Origin of the sequence: Burkholderia sp. AU19243 (genome assembly GCF_018148075.1) — a bacterium.
In the GTDB taxonomy this organism is placed as follows: domain Bacteria; phylum Pseudomonadota; class Gammaproteobacteria; order Burkholderiales; family Burkholderiaceae; genus Burkholderia; species Burkholderia latens_A.
On record NZ_JAGSTV010000010.1, the window covers coordinates 1 to 16,735 of the forward strand.

Sequence of the window (16,735 nt, forward strand, 5' to 3'; positions counted from 1 at the left end):
CCTGTGCGGCCATCACGGCCGGGCTCGTGTAGTTCTCCGACGCGATCAGCTCGATGTGATCTTCCTGGCGGCGGTTTTCCTGCTCGATCGCTGCAAAGAGTTCGGGATCGACGTTCGCGATGGTGCTTTGGGCTCTGTCAAACATACGGTTTCCGTTAAGTGTGTACAGGTTGACCGGTGCGGCCGAGTACATTGCGCTGCTGGCGGGGCCAGCTCGACGTGGCGGAAGAATCCGTATGACGCGAGACAGGACAGCCACCGGCAATGCACGCAACGGCGCACAACGGCTGCCCAGGCGAACGGCAAAAACGGCGCCCCGCGCTTCACGGTGGGATGCTCCACCTTGAACCCGAAGGGTTCTATCGCCAGTCACGCAGGGGTGATGAGCGCGTTAGTTTATTGGATGCGCCATGAATAGGCAACCGCGCGCCAGGCATGTAGAAATAATAAGGGCCAGGCTATACGCTCCCGCTCAGACGCGCTTCGGCGCCTTGCCGCGGTGCGGCAATCTCAGTAGGCTTGCGGGATACTATCCGCCAATTCGTTACCGACCAGGAGCAGCAATGATCGTGTTCGTCACAGGCGCGTCCGCCGGCTTCGGCGCCGCCATCGCCCGCGCGTTTGTCAAGGGCGGCCACCGCGTCGTCGCCACCGCCCGCCGCAAGGATCGTCTCGATGCGCTCGCGGCCGAGCTGGGTGATGCGCTGCTGCCGTTCGAGCTCGACGTGCGCGACCGCGCCGCCGTCGAGGCCGTGCCGGCTGCACTCCCCGCCGAGTTTGCAGCGCTCGACGTGCTCGTCAACAACGCAGGCCTCGCGCTCGGTGTGGAGCCTGCCCAAAAGGCGAGCCTGGACGAATGGCAGACGATGATCGACACGAACTGCTCTGGCCTCGTGACGGTCACGCACACGCTGCTGCCAGGGATGATCGAGCGCGGCCGCGGCCATATCTTCAATCTCGGTTCAGTCGCCGGCACCTATCCGTATCCGGGCGGGAACGTCTACGGCGCAACCAAGGCTTTCGTCAGACAATTCAGTCTGAATCTGCGCGCGGACCTGATCGGCACGCCCGTGCGCGTCACTGATATCGAACCCGGCCTGTGCGGCGGCACGGAATTCTCGAACGTGCGCTACCGCGGCGATGACGCGAAGGCTGCGAACGTATATCAGAACGTCCAGCCGCTCACCGCCGAGGACATCGCCGACACCATCTACTGGATCGCAACGCGTCCCGCGCACGTCAACATCAACACGATCGAGATGATGCCGGTTGCTCAAGCCCCCGCCGGCCTCACGATCCATCGCGGCTGACCCGTCTCGGCAGGCCGCCGGCCCCGCGCCGGCGGCCTGCCGCGTACTACATTCCGTTACGAATCCGTCCGCGGCCTTCCGGTAGAATGCGCGCCATGACTCAGCCTACCCGCTCCCCGGACGCGCCCTGCGGCTTTATCTGGCCGGTTCGCGTGTACTACGAGGATACCGATGCAGGCGGCATCGTCTTCTATGCCAACTACCTGAAGTTCTTCGAACGCGCCCGCACCGAATGGCTGCGCGCGTGCGGCATCGACCAGCGCCGCCTCGCCGACGACACGGGCGCCATCTTCATCGTGCGCAGCACGTCGCTCGACTACCGCGCGCCGGCGCGACTCGACGACGCGCTGACGATCATGAGCCGGCCCGGGCGCATCGGCCGCGCATCGGTGGAATTCACGCAGGAAGCGTGGCGCGGCGACACGCTGCTCGTCGCCGGACACATCCGGCTGGGTTGCGTGGACCAAACCGGCATCCGGCCTGCGGCGATCCCGCCAGCCGTGCTGGAGGCACTACAACGCGGGCCCGTCATCGACGCCGGGCAAACTGTATTGTCAACGAAGCTCGAATGAGCACCGTTTAGACAAAACCTATGAACTTGCCCTCCTGAATCGATACTAAGCAAGGTTCGGCGCCAGGCCACGCCGGCGCGCCGCGCCGCATGCATGCCGCGCGCCTTCGCCGGGCACCCCGAAGGGACGTTACTCAAACTCTATGAACACTTCTCAAGACCTGTCGATCATTTCCCTCGTCCTCAACGCGAGCGTGCTGGCCCAGGCCGTGATGGGGCTGCTGTTGCTGCTGTCGCTGATGTCGTGGACCTTCATCTTCCGCAAGTGGTTTGCGATCCGGCGCGCGCGCGCGCAGACCGAACGCTTCGAGCGGGATTTCTGGTCCGGCGGCGACCTGCAGGCGCTGTATCAGAGCGCGGCCAACAACCGCCACACGATCGGCGCGCTCGAGCGCATCTTCGAATCGGGGATGCGCGAGTTCCTGAAGGCGAAGGAAAAGCGTCTCAGCGATCCCGGTCTCGTGCTCGACGGCGCGCGCCGTGCGATGCGCGCGTCGTTCCAGCGTGAAATGGACGTGCTCGAAGCGAACCTCGCGTTCCTCGCGTCGGTCGGCTCGGTCAGCCCGTACATCGGTCTGTTCGGCACCGTCTGGGGGATCATGAACTCGTTCCGCGGTCTCGCGAACGTGCAGCAGGCGACGCTCGCGAACGTCGCGCCGGGCATCGCCGAGGCGCTCGTCGCCACCGCGATCGGCCTGTTCGCCGCGATTCCGGCGGTAGTCGCGTACAACCGCTACGCGCACGACATCGACCGCCTCGCGATCCGCTTCGAGACCTTCATCGAAGAATTCTCGAACATCCTGCAGCGTCAGGCCCAGTAAGGAGCGCGCCATGGCAGGAAGTCCCATTCGATCCAGCATGCGGGGCGGCCGTTCGCGCCGCGCGATGGCCGACATCAACGTCGTGCCGTACATCGACGTGATGCTGGTGCTGCTCGTGATCTTCATGGTCACGGCCCCGCTCGTCGCGCCGTCGATCATCAATCTGCCGACCGTCGGCAACGCCGCGCCGCAGGAACAGACGCCGCCCGTCGTCGTCAACATCAAGGCCGACCGCACGATGAGCGTCAAGTACAAGAGCGACTCCGGCGCGACGCAGGAAGACACGATGACGAAGGCCGAGCTCGACAGCTTCATCGCTGCGCGGCAGGCCGACCATCCCGACCAGCCGGTCGTGATCGCGGCCGACAAGACCGTGCAGTACGATTCGGTCATGACCGTGATGTCGGATCTGAAGGCGCGCGGCGTCAAGCGCGTCGGCCTCCTCGTCAAATCGCAATGAACCGGCAGCAATCCACGCGCGACCACGCCTACCCGTCTCAGCCCCCTCGCGAGCGCGGCACCTGGCGCGCGTTCGCGCTCGCCGCGCTGATGCACGTGCTGCTCGCACTGTTCCTCTATCACGGCGTGCAGTGGCAGAACAGCACGCCGGCCGGAGCCGAAGCCGAGCTGTGGACCGAGGTGCCCGACGTGCCCGCGCCGCGCCCCGTGGTTACACCCACGCCGCCCGCGAAAGTCGCGCCGCCCGCTCCGCCGGTCCGGGACGAGCAGGCGGACATCGCGCTGCAGCAGAAAAAGCGCCAGCAGGAAGCAGCCGCGCGCGAAGCGCTGCTCGAGCAGCAGCGCCGCGCCCAGCAGTTGAAGCAGCAGGAAGAGGAAGCGCGCCGCGCGCAACTTGCGGCGCAGCAGGCTGCCGCGCTCGCCGCGGAAAAAGCCGCTGAACGCGAAAAGCAGAAGCAGGCCGCGAAACTGAAGCAACAGCAGCTCGCCGAGCAGCAAAAGCTCGAACAGCAGAAGCTCGAGCAGCAAAAACTGCAACAGCAGAAACAGGCGCAGCTGGAAGCACAGCAGGCGGCGAAGGCCAAGGCAGACGCCGCCGCGAAAGCGAAGGCGGAAGCGAAGGCAAAGGCCGAAGCGGCGGCGCGCGCGAAGGCCGATGCGGCAGCGAAGGCGAAGCTCGACCGGGAACGGAATGCGCGCCTCGCTCAGATGCAGGGCCTCGCGGGTGCCGGTGAAGGCGGCGGCCAAGGCCTCGCGAAAAGCGGCACCGGCACGGGTTCCGGCGGCAACGCCGCCTCTCCGGGCTATGCCGACAAGGTACGCCGCCGCGTGAAACCGAACATCGTCTGGGCCGGCGAGCGCGCGGGACTCACGACAATCGTCAAGATCCGCTGTACGCCTTCTGGCGACCTGTTGAGCGTCTCGGTATCGCGACCGAGCGGCAATTCGGGGTGGGATCAGGCGGTGGTCAATGCGATCCAGGCGTCGGTTCCGTTACCGCCCGATACTGACGGTCATACCCCGTCGAGTATTACGATTACCTTCAAGGCGGCGGAGTGAGCGCAAATGCGCTTACACTCCGTGCGTCGCTGCCGGACGGGAACGAATCGGGTATTTTTACTGTCTCTGCGGTTGCGCAGCGATCCAAGTCACATGGGAAGCAGAAGCATGAGTTTGATGACGAAACTAGGTTTCAGGGCACTCGTGGCCTCGTGTCTGATTGCGGCCGGCGGCGCCGCTAATGCGCAGGTCAACGTGCTGATTACCGGCGTCGGTTCGACCCAGTTCCCCATCGCCACCGCGAACTTCGCGAACGAGGCGGGCCTGCCGCAGCAGGTCACGTCGATCGTCCGCGCGGACCTCGCCCGCAGCGGCAAATTCACGAATATCGATGCGGGCAGCACGCCCGTGCCCGAGACCGCATCGGTCGATCTCGGCGCATGGAAGGCCAAGGGCGCGAACGCGTTCGTCGCCGGCAGCGTGAACCGCGAAGCGAACGGCCAGTACAAGGTGAATTTCATCCTGTACGACACCGTGAAGCAGCAAAGCCTCGGCGGCCTGTCGCTGACGGCGAACGACAACACGCTGCGCACGGCCGGCCACAAGATCGCCGACTACATCTACCAGAAGCTGCTCGGCGTGCGCGGCGTGTTCGCGACGCGGCTGTCGTACGTCATCAAGACGGGCAACCGCTACCAGCTGCAGATTTCGGATTCGGACGGCCAGAACGCGCGGATCGCGCTGTCGAGCACGGAGCCGATCATCTCGCCGGCGTGGTCGCCGAGCGGCACGAAGGTCGCGTACGTGTCGTTCGAGCGCAAGAAGCCGATCGTCTACATCCACGATCTGCCGACCGGTCGCCGCTACATGGTCTCCGACCAGAAGGGCAACAACAGCGCGCCGGCGTGGTCGCCGGACAGCAACACGCTGGCCGTCGCGCTGTCGCTGACGGGCAATACACAAATTTATTCGGTCAACGCCAACGGCGGCGGTCTGCGCCGGCTCACGCAAAGCAGCTCGATCGACACCGAGCCGTTCTACTCGCCGGACGGCCGCTGGATCTACTTCACGAGCGATCGCGGCGGCGCGCCGCAGATCTACCGGATGCCCGCGCAAGGCGAAAGCGCCGGCGCGGCGCAACGCGTGACCTTCAACGGCAGCTACAACACCAGCCCCCGCGTCAGCCCGGACGGCAAGCTGCTGGCCTACATCTCCCGCACGGGTGGGGGGTTCAAGCTGTACGTTCAGGATCTGCAAACCGGCGCGGCGAACGCCATCACGAACACCAATCGCGACGAATCGCCGAGCTTCGCGGCAAACGGCCAGTACATTCTGTACGCTACCCAGTCGGGTGGTCGCAACGTGCTGGCAGCAGTGCCCTCCGACGGCAGCGCGCCGCCGCAGATCCTGTCCGTCCAGGGCGGCTCCGTTCGTGAGCCGTCGTGGGGGCCCTTCATGCAATGACCACAAGGAGAGTAACCATGATGTCGAATAAAGCTCGTCTGGCCCTGGCCGTGATGATGATCGGCGCGCTCGCAGCGTGTAAGTCGGGCGTGAAGCTCGACGACAAGGCCAACGCGGGTGCGATGAGCACGCAGCCGAGCGCCGACAACGTCGCGCAAGTGAACGTCGATCCGCTGAACGATCCGAACAGCCCGCTCGCGAAGCGCAGCATCTACTTCGACTTCGACAGCTATTCGGTGAAGGACGAGTACCAGCCGCTGCTGCAGCAACACGCGCAGTATCTGAAGAGCCACCCGCAGCGTCACGTGCTGATCCAGGGCAACACCGACGAACGCGGCACGAGCGAGTACAACCTCGCGCTCGGCCAGAAGCGTGCGGAAGCCGTTCGCCGCGCAATGGCGCTGCTCGGCGTGAACGACTCGCAGATGGAAGCCGTGAGCCTCGGCAAGGAAAAGCCGCAAGCAACGGGTCACGACGAAGCATCGTGGGCGCAGAACCGTCGCGCCGATCTCGTCTACCAACAGTAAGTAACGGAAGAATTGCCGTATGACGCACCGTGTATCCTGGCTGCGCGTGGCCGCAGCATTTTGCGTCGCCGGCGCGGCGTGGTCGGCCGCGCCGGCGCACGCCGGCATGTTCGACGACAATGAGGCGCGCCGCGCCGTGCTCGATCTGCGCAGCAAGAGCGACAACCTGGCCAACCAGTTGTCGGCCGCCCAGCGTACGATCCTCGATCAATCCGGCCGTATCGACCAGCTGAACCAGCAGGTCGCGACACTGCGCGGCGAGAACGAGGATCTGACGAACCGGCTGACGACGCTCGAGCGGCAGCAGAAGGAGTACTACCAGGATCTCGACACGCGGCTCAAGAAGTTCGAGCCGCAACAGGCGACGATCGACGGTGTCGAGGGCACCGTGCAGCCAGGTGAAACGGATGCGCTCAGCGCAGCACAGCAGCAATTCCGCAACGGCAATTTCAAGGCCGCCGCTGCGTCCTTCCGCAGCTTCATCGCGAAGTATCCGCAGAGCCCGTATCAGCCGACCGCGCAGTACTGGCTCGGCAATGCGCAATACGCGCTGCGTGACTACCGCGGCTCGACCGCGACGTGGCAAGCGATCGTGAGCAAGTATCCGCAACATCCGCGCGCGGCCGACGCACTGGTCGCCATCGGGACGAACCAGCTCGAACAAGGCCAGAAAGCGGCCGCCAAGAAGACGTTCGAGCAGGTCGTGTCGCAGTACGCCGGGTCGAACGCGGCGCAAACGGCGCAGGGCAAGATCGAGAGCATCAAATAAATCGTCGTGACGGGTTGTTGACAGTCCAGCGATCCACCGCTATAATTTTTTGCTCTTTGGGTCGTTAGCTCAGTTGGTAGAGCAGCGGACTTTTAATCCGTTGGTCGCGTGTTCGAGTCACGCACGGCCTACCAAGATGTAAAGAAGGGGCTTCCGGGAAACCGGAAGCCCCTTCTTCATTTGCGCGACTCGCCGCATGCGAATGCGTGCGCACGAGCGCTTCCCCCTCTTCCGATGCGTATCCACCGCGTCGCAGACATCGCGGTCGCCGTCCGCGCACCGGCCATCCCTCATTGAATCTCCATCGCAGCGCGATCGCGTCTCGGACAGCGACGACGCAGCCGCCTGGACAACGCCAGAATCCCGGAATGCAAACGACGGCGGCTGGATCGCGGGTGGTTCATTGCTTTTGCCCGCTCTTACTCTCCTGTTGGCTGTCGGCCGGAATCGTTTTCGCTGGAATACGCTTCGCGCACGGTAGCAGCTTTGCCGCGCCGCTCGACGCTCGGGCGTGCTGCCTTACGCGCCACGCTGCGCGCGCCGCCAACGTCCGGGCGTCGTGCCGAGCACGGCGCGAAACGCCTTGCCGAACGCCGCCTCCGACTGATAACCGACCGCCTGCCCGATCTCCGCCTGCCCACGCTGCGTGTCCTGCAGCAGCGTGCACGCGTGCATCATCCGGATCTGCGCGACGAATGCACCGACACTCATTCCGGCCTTGTCGCGAAAATGCCGCGCATACGTCGCGCGCGACATCGCCGACGCCGCGCCGAGCGACTCGACCGTCCACGGCCGCGCCGGCGCTTGCAACACGGCCTGCACCGACGGCCCGAGCCGCGCATCCGCCGCCAGGGCGAGCCAGCCCGCCGGCACGCGCGCATCGCGGCCGTACGCGCGCAATGCGTATGCGAGCAATGCCTGCCCGAGCGCATTCACGATCGCACGCGCACCCGGCTGGGCATTCGATGCCTCGGCGCGCAGCACATTGGTCAGCGGCTGCAGCGACGCGAGCCCCGATGCATCACGGAGCCCGACGTGCAGCACACGCGGCAGCGCGCGCGTCAGCAATTCGCCGGCGCCGCGCGCATAGACGAAGCGACCGCAAAGCACGTCCACGCTCGCATCGACCGATTGCGACGCATCGCGATTCGACTTCACCGGCAGCACCGCGCCGCCGCCCGTGCCCGCCTCGCGCAACGGCATGACCCGTCGCGTTCCACCCTCATTCGCATCGAACAGATCGTGTGCATCGCCACCCGGAAGCAGCACGAAATCGCCTTCGGTCAGCCGCAGCGTGCGCCCGTCCGCGGTACGCAGCCGGCAGGTGCCTGCCAGCAGCAGATGAAATGCCGCCTCGCCGGGCGGCAATCCACCGTGCGGCATCGCGAACGGGCCGTCGAGCAGGCAGCGCACGTCGAGCTCGACGTGGCTACGGCCCAGCGACAACAGTTGACTCAATGCGTCCATGAGACGTTCGCGCTAAAAATTGACACTCTAGCGTATCGAAACCCTCAGCGCGAGCGCTCAGAATAAGTCCTGCATCGCCGGGGATCGCGGCATCCGCCGCCCGACCCACCTCTTCTCGAAAGGACGCATCATGCTGAACTGGAACGAATACCGAAAGGAACTCTCGACCCGCATCGGCGACATCGCGAAGCTGTCGCCCGACACGCTTGCCGGCTACAAGGCGTTGTCGGGCGCCGGTGCGAAGACGGGTCATCTCGACGCGAAGACACGCGAACTGATCGCGCTCGCAGTCGCCGTCACGACGCGCTGCGACGGCTGTATCGCCGTACACACGGCCGAAGCCGCGAAGCATGGCGCGACCAAGGAGGAAGTGGCCGAAGCGCTGGGCGTCGCGATCGCGTTGAATGCGGGCGCGGCGCTCGTCTACTCCGCGCGCGTGATGGATGCGCTCGGCGACTGACGCGCGCATGAAGGATGCGGCGCCCCGCCGCATCCTTCGCCATGTCGTCTGTCGCGGCCAATCGCGCGCGGCCGCCGGCCGCGGCGCGAAGTCGGCTACCATGCGCGAAGATTGACCGCGAAGGAGCGCTCCATGTGCCGCTGGCTCGCTTATACGGGTAACCCGATCCAACTCGAGACCGTACTGTTTCGTGCGAAGCATTCGCTGATCGACCAGAGTCTGCATTCGGAGCTGGGCGCGACAACGACCAACGGCGACGGCTTCGGTATCGGCTGGTACGGACACCCGGACGAACTGCCGTTTCGCTACCGCTCCGTGCATCCGGCGTGGAACGATCGCAACCTGCGCGAAGCCGCGCGCGCGATCCGTTCGCGGATGTTCATCGCGCACATTCGTGCGGCAACCGACACGCCCGTCCAGGAAACCAACTGCCATCCGTTCCGCCACGGCCGCTGGCTGTTCGCGCACAACGGGCTGATCCGCGATTTCCACAAGCTGCGCCGCGACCTGACGATGAAGGTCGACCCGGCGCTGTTCCCGACGCTCGAGGGCTCGACCGACTCCGAGCTGATGTTCCGTCTCGCGCTCACCTACGGCCTCGAGCAGGCGCCGCTGCCCGCGCTCGAGCGGATGGTCGGCGTGATCGAGGAAGCCGCCGTGCGATATCGCGTCGCCGAGCCGCTCAACATGACGATTTGCGCGACCGACGGCGAGCGCATCATCGCGGTGCGTTATTCGAGTGAGCGGCAATCGCGCTCGCTGTTCCACAGCACGTCGTTCAAGCATCTGCACGCGCTCTATCCGCACAATCCGCGTATTGCGGAAGCGGGTGACGACGCGTTCATGGTCGTGTCGGAACCGCTCGTCGATTTGCGCGGCGCGTGGGCGGCAGTGCCTGAAAGCACGGCCATCGTCGCTCATGGGGCCGATGTGCGGCAGCAGGCGTTCGAACCGCGGCACAAATAGGCTTCGTTGCGCACGCATCGAGTTGCGTACGTCGCCGCCGCATCGCCGACGCACGCGATATCGAATCGGGCACGCCATCGCGATTCGCGCGGCGCGGTTGTCGCTGCGCAGCAGTCGAGTTATAAACGTCCGATCGTTCGGAGCCGAACACCTCCATTTTTCGCGCCACTGCGCTCATCTACCGGGGAGAACGCATGATCGACCTTCACACTGCGCAGCAATTCCTGATGACCCGCGGCCTCGACTTCGGCCTGAACCTCGTTGCCGCAATCGTGTTGTGGTTCGTCGGCCGCTGGGCCATCCGCATCGGCACCGGCGTGCTCGGTAGAGTCGTGCGCCGCAGCGGCAAAGTCGATCCGACGCTCGCCGACTACCTGACCTCCGTCGTCAGCGTGTTGCTGACGGTCCTGTTGATCCTCGCGATCCTGCAGATCTTCGGCGTGCAGACCACGTCGTTCGCCGCACTGCTCGCGGGCCTCGGCCTCGCGATCGGCACCGCGTGGGGCGGCCTGCTCGCGCACTTCGCCGCCGGCGTGTTCATGCAGGTGCTGCGTCCGTTCAAGATCGGCGACGTGATCACCGCGGGCGGCGTGACGGGCACCGTGAAAGAGCTCGGCCTGTTCGGCACGACGATCATCACGGCCGACAACGTCGTGACGATCGTCGGCAACAACAAGATCTTCTCGGACAACATCGCGAACTACAGCGCGACGCCGCATCGCCGCGTCGACCTGACCGCGAAGATCGCGAACAGCGTCGACGCGGCCGACGCGATCAACCGCCTGAAGACGCAAATCCAGCTGATCCCGAACGTGATGAAGGTGCCGGCGCCGGACGTCGGCGTGCTGCAATTCACGCCGGAAGGCCCGCTGTTGTTCGTGCGCCCGTCGACGCAGCCGGAGAACTACTGGCAGGTGTACTGCGATACCAACCGCGTGATTCTCGAGACGTTCCGCGAGGCCGGGTATCCGACGCCCGAAACGCCGATTTCGCATCGCAACGCCTGACGCGCGCCGCAAGCCAGCCGAAACGGACAAAAAAAAGCGTGGCAGCCCGGGGCCGCCACGCTCTTTTGCCGAGCCGAAGCAAAGACGCCGGCTCAGCGCCCGCTCGTCTTCTGCGTATTGTCCGAATGCCGCCCGCGCACCAGCTTCCACAGCGCGCCGAGCGCGACCGGTACGATCGCCGCGCCGATCCCCACGAGCACGATCACGTTCAGGTACTGGCGAATGAACGGGATATTGCCGAAGAAGTAGCCGAGCAGCACCAGCAGCAGCACCCAAACCAGCGCGCCGATCACGTTGAACAGCTGAAAGCGCGTGAAGCTCATCGACGACGCGCCGGCCACGAACGGTGCGAAGGTGCGCACGACCGGGATGAAGCGCGCGAGGACGATGGTCTTGCCGCCGTGCTTGTCGTAAAACGAGTGGGTCTTCTCCAGTGCCGCGCGATCGAGAAAGCGCTCGAGCACCGGGATATGGGTATTGAAGACCTTCGGCCCGATCCAGCGGCCGATCAGATAGTTCACGGTATTGCCGGCAATCGCTGCAACGAGCAGCAGTGCGATGAGCGCGCCGACGTTCATGTCGCCGGTCGCCGCGAACGCGCCGCCGATGAACAGCAGCGAATCGCCAGGCAGGAACGGCAGCACGACGAGCCCCGTCTCGCAAAACACGATCAGGAACAACACCAGATACACCCATGCGCCGTACTGCCGGATGAAGTCGCCGAGGAACGCGTCGATATGCAGGACCAGGTTGACGAAATGAAGCAGCGTATCCAAATGCGATTCCTCGAAGGCGAAATGGCCGAAACGGCCGAAGAAGGCGGAAGCGCCCGCCGGACAAGGCGGCACGCGAAACGCAGTCATGATACCGAAAGTCCCTTAAGGCTCCGTGAAAAAACGTAACGGGGCACAGCGCCGGCAGCCCGGCGCCGCCTCGCTATAATTCGGCCATGTCCGAAATCACCGAAACGGCCACGGGCGCCGCGTCCGCCCCCGCTCCGCGCCCGCTGCGCGCGATCCAGCCCCTGCCCGACCAGTTGATCAGCCAGATCGCTGCGGGTGAGGTCGTCGAACGCCCGGCATCGGTCGTCAAGGAGTTGCTGGAGAACGCGATGGACGCCGGCGCGACGACGCTGCGCATCGTGCTCGAGGAAGGCGGCGTCAAGCGGATCTCGATCACCGACGACGGTTGCGGGATTCCGCCCGACGAGCTCCCGCTCGCGCTGATGCGCCACGCGACGAGCAAGATCCGCTCGCTCGAGGAGCTCGAGGCAGTCGCGACGCTGGGTTTTCGCGGCGAAGCGCTCGCGTCGATCGCATCGGTCGCCGAGATGTCGATCACGAGCCGCACGGCCGACGCCGCGCACGCGACGAAGATCGACGCGACCACGGGCGCGCTGTCGCCAGCCGCCGGCGCGGTGGGCACGACGATCGAGGTGCGCGAGCTGTACTTCAACACGCCGGCGCGCCGCAAATTCCTCAAGAGCGAGCAGACCGAGTTCGGCCACTGCCTCGAGATGATCCGTCGCGCGGCGCTCGCACGGCCGGACGTCGCGATCTCGGTCCTGCACAACGGCAAGGCCGTCGAGCACTGGAACGCGACCGAACCCGCGCAGCGCGTCGCGAAAATCCTCGGCGACAGCTTCGCGACCGCGCACCTGCCGCTCGACGAGCAGGCCGGGCCGCTCGCCGTCTACGGCTGCGCCGGCTTGCCGACCGCGAGCCGCGGCCGTGCCGACCAGCAATATTTTTTCGTGAACGGCCGCTTCGTGCGCGACAAACTGCTCACGCACGCTGTACGCGCCGCGTATGAGGACGTGCTGCACGGCGACCGTTACCCGTCGTACGTACTGTTCCTCGACCTGCCGCCCGAGGCGGTCGACGTGAACGTGCATCCGTCGAAAATCGAAGTGCGGTTCCGCGATTCGCGCTCGATCCATCAATACGTATTCCATGCGGTGCAGCGCGCGCTCGCACGCCACGCGGGCGCGTCGCCGGAGACCACCGCGGGCGGCCATGCGGCGCACATCGAGGCCGCGCCCGGCGGCCCGGCTTCGTTCCAGACCACGCCGCTCGGTCAGCGCACCGCGTCCGGCACGGGTGGCAGCGGGTTCTCGCCGGCGGCGTCTTCATCGTCGTCCGGCACCACGTGGATGCGCCAGGCGCGCACGACGCAGGGCACGCTGCCGGTCGCGCAGCCGCTCGCGCTGTACGACGCGCTGTTCGGCCGCAAGGACACGGGTTCGGGCGCGCCGGACGGCACGGCCCGCGTCTCGGGCGATGCAGGCGGTTCGGCCGCCGCGCCGATCGCACCGCTGCCCGGCTTCGGCGGGTCGCCCGTCGTTGCCGCCGCGCACGACGACCAGCCGCTCGGTTTCGCGCTCGGCCAGATTCACGGGATCTACGTGCTCGCGCAGAACGCGCACGGCCTCGTCATCGTCGACATGCACGCGGCGCACGAGCGGATCCTGTACGAACAGTTCAAGAATGCGCTCGCGGACCGAACGGTCGCGGTGCAGTCGCTGCTGCTGCCGGTATCGATGACGGCGACGCCGGTCGAGATCGGTACGGCCGAGGAAGAACGCGAGACGCTCGAATCGCTGGGCTTCGACCTCGCGGTGCTGTCGCCGACGACGCTCGCGATCCGCGCGGTGCCCGCGCTGCTGAAAGATGCGGACTTGCAGTCGCTCGCGCGCGCGGTACTCGCCGATCTCCACGCGTTCGGCGGCTCGCGCGTGCTCACGGAACGGCAGCACGAACTGCTCGGCACGCTCGCGTGCCATCACGCCGTGCGCGCGAACCGGCGCCTGACGCTCGACGAGATGAACGCGCTGCTGCGCCAGATGGAAGCGACCGAACGCGCGGACCAGTGCAATCACGGCCGGCCGACGTGGTATCAGCTCACGCTGAACGACCTCGACCGCCTTTTCATGCGCGGACAATGAGCGCGGCACCGCAGTCTCGTCCGACGACGATCGCCTGTCTGCTCGGCCCCACCGCATCGGGCAAGACGGCAGCCGCGCTCGCGCTGGCCGCGCGCCGTCCGATCGAGATCGTCAGCGTCGATTCGGCGCTCGTCTACCGCGACATGGATATCGGCACCGCGAAGCCGACGCGCGACGAGCGTTCGAGCGCGCCGCACCATCTGATCGACATCATCGACCCGGCCGATGCCTATTCCGCAGCCGAGTTCCGTGCCGATGCGCTGCGCCTGATCGCCGAGATCATCGCGCGCGGCCGCACGCCGTTGCTCGCGGGCGGCACGATGCTGTACTACAAGGCGCTTACGCAGGGCCTCAACGACCTGCCGACCGCCGATCCGGCCGTGCGCGCGGAACTCGACGCCGCCGCCGCACGCGACGGCTGGCCGGCGCTGCATGCACGGCTTGCCGCGGTCGACCCGGCAACGGCCGCGCGGCTCGCGCCGAACGACTCGCAGCGGATTCAGCGCGCGCTCGAAGTATTCATGCTGACCGGGCAGCCGATGTCGGCGCTGCTCGCCGCGCCGCGCATCACCGACGATGCGGCTGCCGCATACCGCTTCGTGCCGGTCGCGCTCGAACCGTCGGACCGCTCGGTGCTGCACGCGCGCATCGCGCAACGCTTCGATGCGATGCTCGACGCAGGCTTCATCGACGAAGTCGAACGGCTGCGCCGCCGCGACGATCTGCACATCGGCCTGCCGTCGATGCGCTGCGTCGGCTATCGCCAGGCGTGGGAATATCTCGACGGCGTCACCGATTACCGGACGATGCGGGACAAGGGTATCTTCGCGACACGCCAGCTGTGCAAGCGGCAGATCACGTGGCTGCGTGCGATGCCGGAGCGAGTCGTCGTCGACTGTGTCGCGCCGGATTCGACCGCGCGCACACTGGACGCACTCGAGCGCGTACTCGACGACCGCGCGCCAACCTGACGCAAACGACGCAGGCCGGGTGCGCCGCATTTCCGGGCGCGCTGCATCACGCCATTCACTCGGGCCGACGCGCGCCATCGACGGTCAGCGCCACGGGCGTGGGCTTCATCGCGGGCCCGCTGATCGGCGTGGGCGGCCCCGCCCGTCGTCACGACGATCTACGCAACCACCTGCGGCACGTGGCCCGCATTCGTGTGGGCCGCCGCCGCGCTGCTCTATCTGCTGGTGCCGCCGCTGCTCGCCGGCGCGCGCGACCCTGGCGCGGCGCGCGCGTCCGTGCAGGCGGCGGCCGGCGCCCCGCACGCCACCGCACTCACTGCACGGGCGTCACGAGATTCGCATCGCGCGTGAGCCGCCAGCGGCCGTCGGTCTTGCGGAAAATCGTCAGCGTATGGCCCGAACGGCGCAGCGTGTCACCATCGGGCGGCGTGACGTCGATCTCGATGAAATTGCGCATGTAGGCCCAGTCACCGGCCACGCGCAATTCGTCGATCCGGTAACGGCCGTCGACTTTCGGCGCGGCGCCGTCGCGTGCCGCATTCGCGTCGCGCGACGCGGCCGCGAACGCTGCCTTGTCGAACGGCGGCTTGCCGGCCACCATGAAGATCGCGTCGTCGGCGATCAGATCGAGCACGGTCGCCAGGTCACCGCGCCGGCTCGACACGAACCAGGTTTCCACCAGCTCCCGGATCGCGCGTTCGTCTTCCGTCATCGTCGTTGCTCCTTCAAGCGGCGCGCTGCGACGCCCGCGGCCACGCCAGAAAAAAAGCCGCCCGGGTCGGCCCCGGGCGGCTTTCGTTACTGCATCCTGCTTGCGGTGCGTCAGACCACGACCGTCTGCGCCTCGCCTTCGCGGCTCGCACGCACGGTGCCGATCTTCCACACCTGTTCGCCGGCGGCCGTCAGGTCGGCGATCGCGGCATCGGCATCGGCCGCCGCGACGATCACGGCCATCCCGATTCCGCAGTTGAACACGCGGTGCATTTCCGCGTCCGCGACGCCGCCGTGCTCCTGCAGCCACTTGAACAGCGGCGGCAGCGGCCATGCGTTCTGGTCGAGCTCGGCGGTCAGGCCTTCGCGCAGCACGCGCGGAATGTTCTCGACGAGGCCGCCGCCGGTGATGTGCGCCATGCCCTTTACGGTCAGCTTTTGCATCAGCGCGAGCAGCGGCTTCACGTAGATGCGCGTCGGGGCCATCAGCGTGTCGGCCAGCGAGCGGCCGTGGAAATCGGCGGACAGATCCGGGTTCGCGCGCTCGATGATCTTGCGCACGAGCGAGAAGCCGTTCGAATGGATGCCGCTCGACGCGAGACCGAGCACCACGTCGCCGGCGGCGATCGTGCTGCCGTCGATGATCTTGCTCTTCTCGACTGCGCCGACCGCGAAGCCGGCCAGGTCGTATTCGCCATCGGGGTACATGCCCGGCATTTCGGCCGTTTCACCGCCGATCAGCGCACAGCCCGACAGTTCGCAGCCATGCGCGATGCCCTTGACGACGGTCGCGGCCGTGTCGACGTCGAGCTTGCCGCACGCGAAGTAGTCGAGGAAGAACAGCGGCTCGGCGCCCTGCACGAGGATGTCGTTCACGCTCATCGCGACCAGGTCCTGGCCGACGGTGTCGTGTTTGTTCAGATGAAACGCCAGCTTGAGCTTGGTGCCGACGCCGTCGGTGCCCGACACGAGCACCGGCTCCTTGTACTTCTTCGGCACTTCGAACAGCGCGCCGAACCCGCCGATGCCGCCGAGCACGCCGTCGCGCAGGGTTTTCTTCGCAAAAGGCTTGATCTTGTCGATGAGCGCGTCGCCCGCGTCGATGTCGACGCCTGCGTCGCGGTAGGACAGACCCTGAGCGTCGGGAGCGGATTTCGGAGGATTCATGGGGGAATGCGAGAAGGTCGGTAAAATGCGATTTTACCCGAAGCCGGCCCGTTGGCCGGAATTCCCAGCACCGAATCGTCAGGGATTGCATCTTGGTCGACACGTCCCCGTTTTCATCGCCC

General features: G+C 66.3%; 17 protein-coding genes, 1 tRNA gene, 1 pseudogene and 1 riboswitch. Of the genes and pseudogenes, 14 read left to right on the forward strand and 5 right to left on the reverse strand.

The genetic code is table 11. The annotated features are described in order from the left end of the window. Positions 1-145: pseudogene (gene glyA, locus KDW55_RS19045) on the reverse strand (serine hydroxymethyltransferase); the annotation flags it as partial. Between the two features lie 137 nt (positions 146-282). Next, a riboswitch (ZMP/ZTP riboswitch) is annotated at positions 283-383 on the reverse strand. 180 nt (positions 384-563) lie between these two features. Between glyA and KDW55_RS19050 the strand changes: the two are divergent. The 9 genes from KDW55_RS19050 to KDW55_RS19090 all read left to right on the forward strand — a co-directional run bounded on the left by KDW55_RS19050 (position 564) and on the right by KDW55_RS19090 (position 7,054). Further along, complete coding sequence (locus KDW55_RS19050; protein ID WP_209821718.1) at positions 564-1,310, forward strand: SDR family NAD(P)-dependent oxidoreductase; 747 nt, start codon at positions 564-566, stop codon at positions 1,308-1,310. Positions 1,311-1,396: 86 nt separating this feature from the next. Further along, positions 1,397-1,882, forward strand: coding sequence for a tol-pal system-associated acyl-CoA thioesterase (gene ybgC / locus KDW55_RS19055; protein WP_040143496.1), 486 nt, complete (start codon positions 1,397-1,399; stop codon positions 1,880-1,882). Between the two features lie 142 nt (positions 1,883-2,024). Next, positions 2,025-2,702, forward strand: a complete 678-nt coding sequence (tolQ, locus tag KDW55_RS19060; RefSeq protein ID WP_034182824.1) for a protein TolQ — start codon at positions 2,025-2,027, stop codon at positions 2,700-2,702. A 10-nt stretch (positions 2,703-2,712) separates the two neighbouring features. Further along, positions 2,713-3,162 (forward strand): protein TolR, encoded by a 450-nt coding sequence (gene tolR, locus KDW55_RS19065; protein ID WP_040143495.1) that lies wholly within the window; start codon positions 2,713-2,715, stop codon positions 3,160-3,162. Next, positions 3,159-4,220, forward strand: coding sequence for a cell envelope integrity protein TolA (tolA, locus tag KDW55_RS19070; protein WP_212160928.1), 1,062 nt, complete (start codon positions 3,159-3,161; stop codon positions 4,218-4,220). The genes tolR and tolA overlap by 4 nt, the downstream gene beginning before the upstream one ends. 108 nt (positions 4,221-4,328) lie before the next feature. Next, the gene (tolB, locus tag KDW55_RS19075; RefSeq protein ID WP_059547769.1) at positions 4,329-5,624 is read left to right on the forward strand and encodes a Tol-Pal system beta propeller repeat protein TolB; all 1,296 of its coding nucleotides are present in this window, start codon (positions 4,329-4,331) and stop codon (positions 5,622-5,624) included. Positions 5,625-5,641: 17 nt separating this feature from the next. Next, positions 5,642-6,151, forward strand: coding sequence for a peptidoglycan-associated lipoprotein Pal (pal, locus tag KDW55_RS19080; protein ID WP_040143492.1), 510 nt, complete (start codon positions 5,642-5,644; stop codon positions 6,149-6,151). Positions 6,152-6,170: 19 nt separating this feature from the next. Then, complete coding sequence (gene ybgF / locus KDW55_RS19085) at positions 6,171-6,920, forward strand: tol-pal system protein YbgF (protein ID WP_040143491.1); 750 nt, start codon at positions 6,171-6,173, stop codon at positions 6,918-6,920. A gap of 58 nt (positions 6,921-6,978) precedes the next feature. Continuing rightward, positions 6,979-7,054, forward strand: a tRNA-Lys gene (locus tag KDW55_RS19090). 385 nt (positions 7,055-7,439) lie between these two features. On the opposite strand, the gene KDW55_RS19095 is transcribed toward KDW55_RS19090, so the two are convergent. Continuing rightward, entirely contained in the window at positions 7,440-8,387 is a 948-nt protein-coding gene (locus tag KDW55_RS19095) for an AraC family transcriptional regulator (protein WP_040143490.1), read from the reverse strand. A 130-nt stretch (positions 8,388-8,517) separates the two neighbouring features. Between KDW55_RS19095 and KDW55_RS19100 the strand changes: the two genes are divergently transcribed. The 3 genes from KDW55_RS19100 (at position 8,518) to KDW55_RS19110 (ending at position 10,820) form a co-directional block, all read left to right on the forward strand. Then, positions 8,518-8,847 carry a carboxymuconolactone decarboxylase family protein gene (locus KDW55_RS19100; RefSeq protein ID WP_006484989.1) on the forward strand — a complete coding sequence of 110 codons (330 nt, stop codon included), beginning with the start codon at positions 8,518-8,520 and terminating at the stop codon, positions 8,845-8,847. Between the two features lie 132 nt (positions 8,848-8,979). Continuing rightward, positions 8,980-9,813: a class II glutamine amidotransferase gene (locus tag KDW55_RS19105; protein WP_212160927.1), complete on the forward strand. Its 834-nt coding sequence runs from the start codon at positions 8,980-8,982 to the stop codon at positions 9,811-9,813. Between the two features lie 194 nt (positions 9,814-10,007). Beyond that, entirely contained in the window at positions 10,008-10,820 is an 813-nt protein-coding gene (locus KDW55_RS19110) for a mechanosensitive ion channel family protein (protein ID WP_040143488.1), read from the forward strand. Positions 10,821-10,912: 92 nt separating this feature from the next. On the opposite strand, the gene KDW55_RS19115 is transcribed toward KDW55_RS19110, so the two are convergent. Further along, complete coding sequence (locus KDW55_RS19115) at positions 10,913-11,596, reverse strand: DedA family protein (protein WP_040144882.1); 684 nt, start codon at positions 11,594-11,596, stop codon at positions 10,913-10,915. 173 nt (positions 11,597-11,769) lie between these two features. On the opposite strand from KDW55_RS19115, the gene mutL reads away from it, so the two are divergent. Together mutL and miaA are read left to right on the forward strand one after the other, a co-directional pair. Further along, positions 11,770-13,764, forward strand: a complete 1,995-nt coding sequence (mutL, locus tag KDW55_RS19120) for a DNA mismatch repair endonuclease MutL (RefSeq protein WP_212160925.1) — start codon at positions 11,770-11,772, stop codon at positions 13,762-13,764. Next, positions 13,761-14,735: a tRNA (adenosine(37)-N6)-dimethylallyltransferase MiaA gene (gene miaA / locus KDW55_RS19125; protein WP_212160924.1), complete on the forward strand. Its 975-nt coding sequence runs from the start codon at positions 13,761-13,763 to the stop codon at positions 14,733-14,735. The genes mutL and miaA overlap by 4 nt, the downstream gene beginning before the upstream one ends. A gap of 313 nt (positions 14,736-15,048) precedes the next feature. Here miaA and KDW55_RS19135 read toward each other — a convergent pair whose 3' ends face one another. Both KDW55_RS19135 and purM read right to left on the reverse strand, forming a co-directional pair. After that, positions 15,049-15,447, reverse strand: a complete 399-nt coding sequence (locus KDW55_RS19135) for an SgcJ/EcaC family oxidoreductase (RefSeq protein ID WP_069240998.1) — start codon at positions 15,445-15,447, stop codon at positions 15,049-15,051. Between the two features lie 110 nt (positions 15,448-15,557). After that, positions 15,558-16,613 carry a phosphoribosylformylglycinamidine cyclo-ligase gene (purM, locus tag KDW55_RS19140; RefSeq protein ID WP_059547776.1) on the reverse strand — a complete coding sequence of 352 codons (1,056 nt, stop codon included), beginning with the start codon at positions 16,611-16,613 and terminating at the stop codon, positions 15,558-15,560. Positions 16,614-16,735 lie beyond the last annotated feature (122 nt).